This window comes from Alcanivorax sp. P2S70 (assembly GCF_000475295.1).
Lineage (GTDB): Bacteria > Pseudomonadota > Gammaproteobacteria > Pseudomonadales > Alcanivoracaceae > Alcanivorax > Alcanivorax profundi.
This window is the reverse complement of record NZ_AXBZ01000032.1, coordinates 47,667-59,410: the sequence shown is the minus strand read 5'-3', so window position 1 is coordinate 59,410 and position 11,744 is coordinate 47,667. Positions and strand designations below refer to the sequence as shown.

The following is an 11,744-nucleotide window of genomic DNA, read 5'->3' as shown; positions in this document are numbered from 1 at the left end:
AACAGCTGCACGCTCCAGGTCGCGCTGAGTACGCAAGGAGTTATTCAGAGGCTCCCAAGGTATCGCCACGATGACGAGGCACTGACATGCACACAATAATGGGGATAACGGTGGGGCTGGTCGCACTGTGCCTGCTGGCTGCCGGGCTCTACTACCACGCCAGGCGGAACGCATTGCAGTCCGACCCGATTCTCATCGGCAGTTGTTGTCTTGGCGGCGCCGGGCTACTGCTCGGCAACTGGCTGGTACCCATGCTGTAAAGCCTGTCATGCGGCTCAGGCTTTCTCTTGCAGAAAGCCTCTCACGGCCTCTACGACCAACGAGCTATTTTCACGGTGCGGGAAATGCCCTCCGCCTGGCAAAATCCTCAGCTCCCCCTTAACCAGCGCCTGATCATTTAACCGCAGGGGGTGAGCCACCGATCCATATTCATCGGCATCGCCATGAAGACACAGCCAGGGTCGCTGCATGGACGACAATAGCTGATCCAGATTCCAGTCACTGAACGACTCACCCAGCCAGGTATCAATCCAGGCAGCCAACACCGAATCCGTTTTGTCACCATGATACCGTGATAACTTCTCCCTCTGTACAGGGTCTGAAAAAGCGACCTTCGCCGCCTCGATCCCGCACCGGGTCTGCTTTTCCACAAAGCCCTGGGCTGCCAGGGTAATCACGGCAACACAACGCACCCCAAGAGCCACGGCACTCGCCAGCGCCATTCCGCCCCCCACACTGTGCCCCAGTAAAGCGACCCGATTCAGATCAAGCGCATCACACAGCGCCACCACCACAGTAGCTTCGTCTTCCACGAACGACACCGGGAGTGGGTCCGTCCGGTTGGGAGAGCGGCCAAAACCCGGGCGATCATAGGCAATGACCGTGCGCCCAGTGGCGACCTTGAGCTGCTCGGGGAAATCCCGCCACAACGCCACACACCCAAGCGAATCATGCAGCAACAGCAACGGAGCCTTGCGCGGGTCACCAGGCCAGATTTTGGTATAGACCACCCCCAGCCCGGGCAACGGTAATAGCCTCTCGCCCCCTTTCTGCAAAAACCCTGTTGGCTCTGTCATGTCTGTCCCCGGCTTCGCCATTACTGTGACCCCTGTATTGTCCCCAGCCCCCTCTTCCTGTTCCATTCCCGCACAGGCAAAATGATAGTCCATTCAGGCCATCATGCGTTCCCCTGTCTATGAAAAACATCGGTATTGTCGTCACCCCTGGCTGCTGGGCCATGAGCCTGTTCGCGGTGACCGACTTCTTCCGTATTGTCTCTTTGCTGGAAAAGCAGACAGGGCTGGCAGCGGCTTACCGGGTTCACCTGCTGGCGAACGCAGCGGACACCCGGCTCGATGCAGCTGGAGGGATTGGCATTGAGACAGACTCCCCTCTGGAAGAGTCGCGTCCAGTAGACTGGCTGATTTTCCCGGCCATTGAAGGTCCGGTACTGGAGCATACCCCCAGCCCGACGCGGCGCGGGTTGGCATATCTGGCCCGGCACTGTGAAGCAAAGCGCGTTGTGCTTACCCTGTCCACCGGCATTGTCCCACTGGCAGCCACGGGACTCGTCAACGGCTTGTGTATCAACACCCACTGGGCGTTTCTCCCCACGCTTCAGCAGCGCTACACGGAATGCCACTTTCGGGCCAGAGAGAGCTACCTTCAGGATCGCTGGTTATACAGCACCGGTTCGTTGCACGGCAGTTTCGATGCCCTGTTGGCACTGCTGGCCAATGACCGTGGAGACCACTTTGCCCAGCTCTGCGCCGCGCACCTGCTGGTCTCAAGCCCAATCCAGATGCGCCCGGTTCTGCCCGGCACCCGGCGCCACGATGATGCGGCCATCCTTGCCGTGCAGGAGTGGCTTGAAAGCAACCCGCAGGCGTCAATGTCACTGGAGCAGCTCGCCTCCCGGTTCGGGTTCAGCGAGCGGAACCTGAAGCGACGCTTTACCCTTGCTACCGGACTTGCGCCTCACCTGTACCTGCAGAAAGTCAGAATAGATCGTGCCAAGAAGCTGTTGATCAGTGGGGCACTGTCTGTGCAGCAGATTGCCCACCAGGTGGGATACGAGAATGTCAGCTATTTTATTCGGTTGTTCCAGCGCGAAGCGGGCGACACTCCTGCCCGGTGGCGCAAGACTAACGGCGCATACTGAGCTGGCGGTAAAGATTATCCATTACCCGGGCCGCAAGGCGTTTGGCCCGGTCGGTGTTGGGCCCGGCAAAACGTCCCTCAAGATTGGCCATAAAATGGCCGAGCCAGCGCTCGTGATGCACACCGGTGAGCGGGATCTTGTCATCCAGCGCCCGATGCTTTTCCATCATGTGCCGCTGGTAGGTTCTGTCCCCCAGCAGCATCTTGTGCCAGTACTGGCAGATCAGCGGTAAATGTGCGTTGAGATCGATCCCGGCTACGTCAAAAAATACCGGTGCCATCTCCGGGTCTTCCAGCATACGCTGATAGAAGCCGTAGACCATGGCATCGATATTGTTTTTGCAATCCAGATCCGGCAACGACGCATCGTCTGGCTGCGCCTGACCCGGCACAAAGATCTCCACCGCCGTCATCAGTTTTCCTCTTACCAACTGATCCGGCCGACAAGAATATCCTTGAACATCACAAAGTCACCGGCAAGGCTGTACCAGGGATGCTTGAAGGTCGCCGGGCGATTTTTCTCAAAAAAGAAATGTCCTACCCAGGCAAAGCCATAGCCCACGATGGGTACCCAGATCAGGCCCCACAGGTTGCCGGTGTAAATGACCCCCAACACAATCGAGATCACCCCGAGGGTGCCGAAAAAGTGCAAACGACGACAAGTGGGATCGCCATGCTCCTGCAGGTAATAGGGGTAGAACTCTGCAAAGCTCTGGAAATCTGACTGTTTGATGGTATTCATCGCTCTCTCCTGAATCCGACCTGACACCATTATGTTATACCGGGATCATCCAAGGCAGCAGGCACAAAAACTTGTAATCTCAGGCTGATTGTACCTCCGTTGACCTGGTCAGATGAGGACAGGATTCGGGTGAAATTGCGCCACCCGTCAAAGGCCCTGCTGCCAATGCAAGGTACTGAAAAACACGGAAAATAATTTGTATACACAGTGTTCTCGTCCCGCGCCAACCTGAGCTCGGGCTTAACAGGTTAAAACAATATGGCTCTACGTCCCCGCGTCCGCCGGCTCATCAGCAAGCACGGCAACCCGATCCCCCGCAGTCTGGATTCCCTGGTCCGCCACGGTGAAGAGGCGCCGCTGGAAAAAACCGGCATGGCCTCGGAGCAGGTGGAATCCATCTGGCGCGCAACCCGAAAACTGTATCGCGGCGGCATGAGCCCGGCCATCAGCCTGTGCCTGCGCCGTCACGGAGAGATCATGCTCAACCGCAGTATCGGGTTTGCAAATCCCGATACCCAGCGTGTCATGACACCAGACACACCGGTCTGCCTGTTCTCGGCCTCCAAGGTGGTGGCCGCAATGATGATTCATCATCTGGTGGAGCAAGGACAGCTGGACCTGGATGATCCCGTGACCCGCTACCTGCCGCAGTACGGCCAGAATGGCAAGGGCCGCACCACCCTCCGCCAACTGCTAACTCACCAGGCAGGTATCCCCCGCCCCCAAGAGCCGGTATCTCCGGAGATTCTTTTCCGGCCAGAAGAAATTTTTGACCTGCTGTGTGCGGCCAAGCCAACCACCCTGAATGCTCAGGCCTACCATGCGGTGACCGCGGGCTTTATTGTCGGTCGCATCGTTGAGGCTGTAACCGGTGAAGATCTGAATGCCACGCTGGACCGGGTGGTGCGCAAGCCCATGGGCATGAAGTATTTCACCTTTGGCGGCACGGGTCCGGAACGGGCGCTGGATGTGTCCACCGGCGTGCCATTCAAGCTGGTCGATCTGTTCCTCAATCACGCGGTGGGGGGAAGCATTGATGAGGTCGTGGAAGTCTCAAACGATGATCGTTTCCAGGACATCATTGTCCCTGCGGGCAACCTCTATGCTACAGCGGAAGAAGCCAGTCGCTTCTTTCAGATGCTGCTTAACGAGGGACGCTACGATGGCCAACAGATTTTTCAGCCAGAGACCGTGGCGCGTGCGCTGGAACCGGCCTATCACCGGCCTCGCTTCGATCGCAGCCTGATGTTGCCGCTGAACTTTTCCAACGGGTTCATGCTCGGCAACCGGGGAATGGGTATGTTTGGCCCCGGCGCGCCAAAAGCGTTTGGGCATCTGGGCTTTATCAGTATTTATTGCTGGGCCGACCCGCAACGGGATCTGAGCGGTGCATTGCTGACCACCGGAAAAGGCGTGATTGGTCCACACTTGCCGTCCCTGTTTGGTCTGCAGCACACTATCAACCGGCACACACGGCTGCGTTGAAGGCCTGCTCCCACATTAAACACGGCGCAAAAGCTCGTCCGGCAACCTCGGCTGTCGTTAGGTTTTCGGCTGTGGGAGATTCTATGGTGACCCGCAACAGCTAACAGGGCTCTGCCGGGCACCATAGAATTTTCCGTAGACACCGGAGATGGCCGCCGACGCCTGGCAGATGACACCGCTATCGCGGTAGCGGCATGCACCGCTGGCACTGGGTACAAGTGACCACCATGCCCAGATGCTGATGACGGCCTGCCTCGCTGGTCACCCAGGGGCGATTGATGAACGGGGGCTGATGGCGCACATGCTGGCGATGGCCGCAGGACAGCAGCATCACCCAGTCGAGTCGTTCATCCTGGCTAAACCCGGTCACCGTCACCTGAAAGCTCATGGTCTGGCCCTCCATGGTCCGCATAGCCCCTATCTAATCCTCAACGCCTTCGCCCTTCAAGCGACTCGCTGGCAAGCCCAACGGCAACGGCCATAAAAAAACGGAGCGCCAGGCGCTCCGTTTCTCGTCTTCCCGATACCCGGCAGGGATCAGGACATATTGGACAGGATCGCGCCTTTCACCGCGTCCAGGTCCGCATCAATGGTCACCATGCGGCTGTCCTGACACTGCGCAATGGCGGTATCGGGGTCTTTCAGGCCGTTACCAGTGAGGGTGCACACGATGGTGGACCCCTCCGGGATCTTGCCGCTCTGGATATCGCGCATAGCACCGCCCAGAGACGCAGCAGAAGCAGGCTCACAGAACACGCCTTCTTTCTCGGCCAGCAGCTTCTGGGCTGCCAGAATTTCCTGGTCGGTCAATTCATCGAACCAGCCGCCAGACTCTTCCTGCAGGGCCCAGGCCTTGTCCCAGGACTGCGGGTTACCGATACGGATCGCTGTAGCGACCGTTTCCGGATCACTGACCGGGCCGCCGCGCAGGAACGGTGCGGCGCCTTCTGCCTGGTAGCCCACCATCTTGGGCGCCGCATTCACTACGCCAGCTTTCTTGTATTCGCTGTAGCCCATCCAGTGCGCGGTGATGTTGCCCGCATTGCCCACTGGCAAGCAGTGGAAATCCGGGGCACGGCCCAGCTCTTCCACGATTTCAAAGGCAGCAGACTTCTGGCCCTGCAGGCGGTAGGGGTTCACCGAGTTAACGATGGTCACCGGTGCTTTTTCGGCTACCTGCTTCACCAACTCCATACCCTGGTCGAAGTTGCCACGGATCTGCATGATCACCGCACCGTACATCATCGCCTGAGCCAGCTTGCCCATGGCAATCTTGCCTTCCGGGATCAGTACAAAGGCGGTGATGCCGGCCCGAGCCGCGTAGGCCGCAGCGGCCGCAGAGGTATTCCCGGTGGAGGCACAGATAATGGCATTACTGCCCTCTTCCACGGCCTTGGTAACGGCCATGGTCATACCGCGGTCCTTGAACGACCCCGTGGGATTCAGGCCTTCGTATTTGACGTAGATGTCCACATCCTTGCCCAACATCTTGGGGATGTTCTTCAGGCGGATCAGCGGGGTGTTACCTTCACCCAGGCTGATGATCGGCGTGTCATCATTCACCGGCAGGTGGTCACGGTAGCGGTTGATCAGGCCGGTGTAACGGTCACGAAAAGGCATAGTCTTCATCTCTTTTTAAAGCATCGGACGTCTGGCGTCTGCCGCCAGACGACAAAAATCAGGCGTCCAGGGATTCCACGCGGATGCGCATTATATCGCTATCCACGGTCTCAAGGGCAGCGATCTTGTCGAGCGCGGCATTCATGTCACCCTCGCGGACCTCGTGGGTCATCATCACGATAGGCACCAGCCCCTGATCCACTTCGCGCTGCACCATGGCATCAATACTGACGTTGTTGTCGCTGAGGATTCGGGTGATGTCCGCCAGCACCCCACGCTGATCCTGCACATGCAAACGCAGGTAGAAACAGCAGGTCACGTCATCAATGGTCAGAATCGGCTCGTCAGACATATGATCGGTATGGAAACCGAGGTAAGGCACCCGCTCATCGTGGTCCACGGTCAGCGCACGGCCCAGCTCAATAATATCGGCCACCACCGCAGAGGCAGTCGGCTCGGCGCCAGCACCGGCACCATAGAAGAGGGTCGGGCCAACCGCATCGCCATTGACCATCACCGCATTCATGACACCGTTGACGGCAGACAGCATCGCTTCCTTGGGAATCAGGGTCGGGTGCACTCGCAGCTCAATCCCGTTGCCCGTGTCCTTGGCGATGCCAAGGTGCTTGATGCGATAACCGAAATGGGCCGCGCTGGCCACGTCTTCCGTAGTGATTCGGCTGATTCCCTCGGTGTAGACCTTGGAAAACTGCAGCGGGATACCAAAAGCGATGGACGCGAGGATGGTCAGCTTGTGCGCAGCGTCGATGCCTTCCACGTCGAAAGTCGGGTCCGCTTCGGCATAACCCAGCTGTTGGGCTTCGGCCAGCACGTCGTTGAAATCACGACCGCCCTCTTCCATTTCCGTCAGGATAAAGTTGCCGGTTCCGTTGATAATCCCGGACAGCCAGTGGATATGGTTGGCCGCAAGACCTTCACCCAGGGATTTCAGAATCGGGATACCACCGGCCACAGAGGCCTCGAACGCCACATCGACGCCATTATCCTGGGCAGCCTGGAAGATCTCGTTGCCATGCTCAGCGATCAGCGCCTTGTTGGCGGTCACAATGTGCTTGCCGTTGCGAATGGCCGTGAGGACAAGCTCACGAGCGGTGTCGGTGCCGCCAATCAGCTCAACAAGAATGTCGATATCAGGGTCGCTGGCCACGGCAAAAATGTCACGGGACAGGCGAATGCCGTCAGTCTCGCAGGCCGGGTTGTCACGGCGAGCACCAATGTGCGTAATTTCAATCGGACGCCCCACACGACGGGCGATATCACGCGCATTGCGCTTGAGCACGTTTACGGTGCCTGAGCCAACGGTACCCAGACCTGCAATTCCCACCTTCACCGGCTTCACAGCGTTTCCTCGTTCAGATACATCATTCATTATTCAGTCAGCGGCAGGCCTCACCTGCCCGCCATCTCAGCCCAGCAGCCCATCCTGACGGAACATCTTCTTGATGCCGCGAATAGCCTGCCGGGTGCGTTGTTCGTTCTCGATCAGACCAAAACGGACATGATCATCCCCGTATTCCCCAAAACCCACGCCGGGAGACACCGCAACGCCGGCATCCGTCAGCAGTTTTTTGGCAAACTCCAGTGAGCCCATTTCCCGGTAGGGCTCAGGGATTTCGGCCCATACGAACATGGTGGCACGGGGTCGCTCCACCTGCCAGCCGATCTCGGCCAGCCCGTCTACCAGCACATCACGGCGCTGACGGTACATTTCGCAGATCTCACTGACACAGCTCTGATCTCCCTCCAGCGCCGCAATGGCGGCCACCTGAATCGGAGTAAAGGTGCCGTAGTCGAGATAGGACTTGATCCGGGCCAGCGCGTGAATCAGGTCCTTGTTGCCACAACAGAAGCCCACCCGCCAGCCGGGCATATTGTAACTCTTTGACAGAGAAAAGAATTCTACCGCCACATCCCGTGCACCTTCGACCTGCAGGATAGACGGGGCCTGATAGCCATCAAACACGATGTCTGCATAGGCAATATCGTGCACTACCCAGATATTGTGCTCACGGGCAATGGCCACCACTTTTTCGAAGAACTCCAGCTCCACACACTGCCCGGTGGGATTCCCCGGGAAATTCAACACCAGCATTTTCGGCTTGGGCCAGGATTCCTTGATCGCGCGTTCCAGCTCGGCGAAGAAATCCACCCCTTTCACCAGGGGTACATGGCGAATGTCCGCATTGGAAATCACGAAACCGTAGGGGTGAATCGGATAGCTGGGGTTCGGCACCAGTACCGTATCACCCGGGCCCATGGTCGCCAGCGCCAGGTGGGCCAGGCCCTCCTTCGAGCCGATGGTGACAATGGCCTCGGATTCCGGGTCCAGCGCAACACTGTAGCGGCGCTGATACCAATCGGTGATGGCCTTGCGTAGCCGCGGAATCCCCCGCGACTGGGAATAACGGTGGGTATCGCCCCGCTGCACGGTTTCCGCCAGCTTGTCGACGATATGCTTCGGGGTGGGCTGGTCCGGGTTGCCCATGCCGAAATCAATAATATCCTCGCCCCGCGCTCGCGCCGCCTTCTTCATCTCGCCAACAATATTGAAGACGTAGGGAGGCAGTCGTCGAATGCGCTGAAAATCCGTATCCACAGGACACCTTGGGGGCAGGGAAAACAAGGCGGACACATTAACGGCGCATCACTGCGCCGTCAATGTATAGCCACCGGTGAATCCAGCGCAAAGCGCCGGATTGCGGGCGTCAGGAGCCCGCCGCCTCAAGCCGGGAAAGCAGATCTTGCGGGGCAAGATAGCCACCCAGTTGCTGGCCGTCCGTGGTGTAAATGGCCGGCGTGCCGCGCACCCCGAATTCGATACCCAGCTCGTACTGCTCCATCACCACTGCGGCGCAGTCTTCCTTGAGCTCAGACTCGCTCAGAGTCTCCGAGAGTTTGGCATCTGTGAGCGCTTTGCGGGGATCATCCGCACACCAGATATGGCGCATCGGGTCAGTGGCCGGGGACGATTCACCGCCACGGGGGAACGCCAGATAATGCACAGTTACTCCCGCCTGTTGAAACTCCTCAATATGACGGTGCAACTTACGGCAGTAGCCACAGGTAATATCGGTGAAAACGTACACCTCGTGCTTCTCGTCTTCGGCCTGGTAGGTAATCAGGTCCTCTGCATCCAGCGTCTTGATGCCTTCCGTACGCACCTTGGCAAGGCGCTCTTCCACGGGATCAATGACATCGCCATCGCGAAGTTCCAGCATCTTGCCATTAAACAGGAACCGGCCATCATCACTCATGTACAAGGTGTCGGAACCGTTAATAGTCAGCTCCAGCACACCAGCCATTTCTGTTTCGCGAACCTCGGTAACCTTGCCACGGGTAAAGACTTTCTCAAATGCCGCCTTGGCTACCTCTGCCCCCGTTTCACCTGCACCGGTCGCCGCACTCTCAGTTGCTCCGGAGTCCGCACCACAGGCCGTCACCAGTCCCATCAGGGCAAATACAAACCACTTCTTCATTCTGTCGTTTCTCCTTCCGCTCCCTGATTGGAGCCGTTAACCCCACTCAGGTTCCCGAGCGAGGGTGATGTTTCTGGTATAGATCCTGTAATCGCTGCTGTGCCACATGGGTGTAGATCTGAGTGGTCGACAGGTCACTATGGCCAAGCAATAACTGCACCACCCGCAAGTCCGCCCCGTGATTCAGCAGGTGCGTTGCAAAAGCATGCCGCAGTGTATGAGGTGACAGGGCTTTTTGCACCCCTGCCACTTGCGCCATCTGTTTGATACGGTGCCAGAATGTCTGTCGAGTCATGCAGGTGCCCCGCAGGCTGGGAAACAGCAGTTCCTGGTCATTGCCCAGCAACATGGGGCGTCCCTCGCGCAGGTAGCGAACAAGCCAATGCAGTGCTTCTTCACCCAGTGGCACCAGCCGCTCCTTGTCACCCTTACCGATCACTCTCACCAACCCCTGCCGCGGATTAATCTGGCTTTGCGTCAGCGTGACCAGCTCCGTGACCCGCAACCCCGTGGCATAGAGCACCTCCAGCATGGCCCGGTCACGTAACCCCAGCGGGGTATCCAGATCCGGTGCCGCCAGCAGGGCCTCCACATCGGCCTCGGTAAGAGTCTTGGGCAGTGGCCGGCCCGTTTTCGGCCGCTCAATCAACAATGCGGGGTCTTCCGGCACCCGCCCCTCGCGCTTTAGCCAGCGATAGAAGCTTTTTACCGCGGATAACTGTCGCGCCACGGTGCGGGCAGAAATCCCCAGCTGGTGGCGGGCCGCAAGGAACTCCAGCAGCTGGTAACGCTGCGCTTCCAGCAGTGAACCGCCCCGCTCGTGCAGCCAATCCGCCAACTGCCTCACATCCCGGCGATAGTTGCTGAGGCTGTTTTCGCTTAGACCTTTTTCCAGCCACTGCTGGTCCAGCCAGGCGTCAATCAGCCGTGCCTGCGCATCGCGAGTGTCACTCATGAATTATCATTGCCTTACTACCATGGCCGAATCCCTTTTTACCAAATATTACCGTGATTTCCGCTTATCCAAAGGACAAACGCACGGCTTTCTGGCATCAATAGAGGTACACCGTGACAACCAAGGAGAGGACACATGGGAATCTTATCGTGGATTGTGTTTGGCCTGATTGCCGGCATTGTTGCCAAATGGATCATGCCGGGCAAGGATCCCGGCGGCTTTATTGTCACCATTCTCATCGGGATTGCTGGCGCCTTTGTCGGCGGCTGGCTGGGCTCCATCACCGGACTGGGCGGCTCAGTGGGCAGCTTCAGCCTGGGCAGCTTTGTGACCGCCATTGTCGGGGCACTGGTGCTGCTATTCCTGTACCGGATGCTGAAAAAGGCGTAAGACGCGGAACTCGGGCAACCTTCCCGGTAGGCGATCCGACCCTAACCCGGGTAACGCCTTACGCCAGGCTCGTTATCTCAAGGGTCGCCTGCCGCAAGCTTCCCACAACGACGGTCTGCCCGACCGTCGCATCGTGATGCAACCATAGCGCAGCCCCAAAAAAAGGATCATCGCAGATTAGCGGGAAAGCCCCATTTGATACTCCCACCTATCCGTAGGAGCGTCGCTGGCGGCGCGATAGCCCAACCTTGGATCAAGCCACAAAGGGTACAGAGACTGAGAAAAGACGCTCTTAAGTTCTCCTCTGTGATAAATATTGCTTTTAACGGTTCTGGCTATCGCGCCGCCACCGAGCGCAGCGAGGAACGCCCGCAGGGCGGCCCCGAAGATGAACCAACAAAAAAGCCGCTTCCCGAAAGGAAGCGGCTTTTTCGTTGGAGCTGTGGTCTGCCCGTCCAGAGGTTGATTCCGCATGCCCTACAGCAAAGGCTGAACCAACATTCGCCCTCGGCAGACCCGGTGTTGCCGGTCTTACCGAATCTTTTCTTTGATCCGGGCAGACTTGCCAGAGCGATCGCGCAGGTAGTAAAGCTTGGCGCGGCTCACGTCACCACGACGATTCACTTCGATGGAATCGATCAGCGGGCTGTGCAGCTGGAATACACGCTCAACGCCCACACCGTGGGAGATCTTGCGCACGGTGAACGCAGAGTTCAGGCCGCGGTTACGACGGGCAATAACAACACCCTGGAACGCCTGCAGACGCTCACGGGTACCTTCTTTCACCTTTACCTGAACGGTAACGGTATCGCCGGCGCCAAATTCCGGCAGGTCGGCTTTCAGCTGGGCATTTTCAATGCCCTGGATGATCAGGTTCTTGCCGCTCATGGCAATG

The 11,744-nt window shown here is 58.3% G+C and carries 14 protein-coding genes; 4 read left to right on the top strand and 10 right to left on the bottom strand.

All coding sequences use genetic code 11. From position 1 onward, the window contains the following. The first annotated feature begins 86 nt into the window (after nt 1–86). Complete coding sequence (locus tag Q672_RS34230; protein WP_022985654.1) at nt 87–260, top strand: hypothetical protein; 174 nt, start codon at nt 87–89, stop codon at nt 258–260. Nucleotides 261–275: 15 nt separating this feature from the next. Here Q672_RS34230 and Q672_RS27220 read toward each other — a convergent pair whose 3' ends face one another. Further along, a complete protein-coding gene (locus tag Q672_RS27220) occupies nt 276–1,076 on the bottom strand; it encodes an alpha/beta fold hydrolase (RefSeq protein ID WP_031226576.1) in 801 nt (266 codons plus the stop codon). 119 nt (nt 1,077–1,195) lie between these two features. Between Q672_RS27220 and Q672_RS27215 the strand changes: the two genes are divergently transcribed. Then, nucleotides 1,196–2,161: a GlxA family transcriptional regulator gene (locus Q672_RS27215; RefSeq protein WP_022985652.1), complete on the top strand. Its 966-nt coding sequence runs from the start codon at nt 1,196–1,198 to the stop codon at nt 2,159–2,161. On the opposite strand, the gene Q672_RS27210 is transcribed toward Q672_RS27215, so the two are convergent. Both Q672_RS27210 and Q672_RS27205 read right to left on the bottom strand, forming a co-directional pair. Further along, on the bottom strand, nt 2,145–2,573 hold the full coding sequence (locus tag Q672_RS27210) for a group III truncated hemoglobin (RefSeq protein WP_022985651.1): 429 nt from the start codon (nt 2,571–2,573) through the stop codon (nt 2,145–2,147). The genes Q672_RS27215 and Q672_RS27210 overlap by 17 nt on opposite strands. Before the next feature lie 11 nt (nt 2,574–2,584). Continuing rightward, complete coding sequence (locus Q672_RS27205) at nt 2,585–2,902, bottom strand: DUF962 domain-containing protein (protein WP_022985650.1); 318 nt, start codon at nt 2,900–2,902, stop codon at nt 2,585–2,587. Nucleotides 2,903–3,160: 258 nt separating this feature from the next. Here Q672_RS27205 and Q672_RS27200 point away from each other — a divergent pair, with 258 nt between their 5' ends. Continuing rightward, nucleotides 3,161–4,387: an EstA family serine hydrolase gene (locus Q672_RS27200; protein WP_022985649.1), complete on the top strand. Its 1,227-nt coding sequence runs from the start codon at nt 3,161–3,163 to the stop codon at nt 4,385–4,387. A gap of 178 nt (nt 4,388–4,565) precedes the next feature. On the opposite strand, the gene Q672_RS27195 is transcribed toward Q672_RS27200, so the two are convergent. The 6 genes from Q672_RS27195 to xerD form a co-directional block, all read right to left on the bottom strand. Continuing rightward, the gene (locus Q672_RS27195; protein WP_031226574.1) at nt 4,566–4,775 is read right to left on the bottom strand and encodes a DUF3565 domain-containing protein; all 210 of its coding nucleotides are present in this window, start codon (nt 4,773–4,775) and stop codon (nt 4,566–4,568) included. Nucleotides 4,776–4,924: 149 nt separating this feature from the next. Next, entirely contained in the window at nt 4,925–6,007 is a 1,083-nt protein-coding gene (gene thrC, locus Q672_RS27190) for a threonine synthase (RefSeq protein ID WP_022985647.1), read from the bottom strand. 58 nt (nt 6,008–6,065) lie between these two features. Then, nucleotides 6,066–7,367 carry a homoserine dehydrogenase gene (locus tag Q672_RS27185; protein ID WP_022985646.1) on the bottom strand — a complete coding sequence of 434 codons (1,302 nt, stop codon included), beginning with the start codon at nt 7,365–7,367 and terminating at the stop codon, nt 6,066–6,068. 66 nt (nt 7,368–7,433) lie between these two features. After that, on the bottom strand, nt 7,434–8,624 hold the full coding sequence (alaC, locus tag Q672_RS27180) for an alanine transaminase (protein ID WP_022985645.1): 1,191 nt from the start codon (nt 8,622–8,624) through the stop codon (nt 7,434–7,436). Between the two features lie 109 nt (nt 8,625–8,733). Continuing rightward, complete coding sequence (locus Q672_RS27175; protein ID WP_022985644.1) at nt 8,734–9,504, bottom strand: DsbC family protein; 771 nt, start codon at nt 9,502–9,504, stop codon at nt 8,734–8,736. Between the two features lie 46 nt (nt 9,505–9,550). Further along, nucleotides 9,551–10,459: a site-specific tyrosine recombinase XerD gene (gene xerD / locus Q672_RS27170; RefSeq protein ID WP_022985643.1), complete on the bottom strand. Its 909-nt coding sequence runs from the start codon at nt 10,457–10,459 to the stop codon at nt 9,551–9,553. 135 nt (nt 10,460–10,594) lie between these two features. Between xerD and Q672_RS27165 the strand changes: the two genes are divergently transcribed. Next, the gene (locus Q672_RS27165; RefSeq protein ID WP_022985642.1) at nt 10,595–10,849 is read left to right on the top strand and encodes a GlsB/YeaQ/YmgE family stress response membrane protein; all 255 of its coding nucleotides are present in this window, start codon (nt 10,595–10,597) and stop codon (nt 10,847–10,849) included. A 531-nt stretch (nt 10,850–11,380) separates the two neighbouring features. Here the strand turns inward: Q672_RS27165 and rplS are convergent. Then, nucleotides 11,381–11,737 (bottom strand): 50S ribosomal protein L19, encoded by a 357-nt coding sequence (rplS, locus tag Q672_RS27155; protein WP_022985640.1) that lies wholly within the window; start codon nt 11,735–11,737, stop codon nt 11,381–11,383. Nucleotides 11,738–11,744 lie beyond the last annotated feature (7 nt).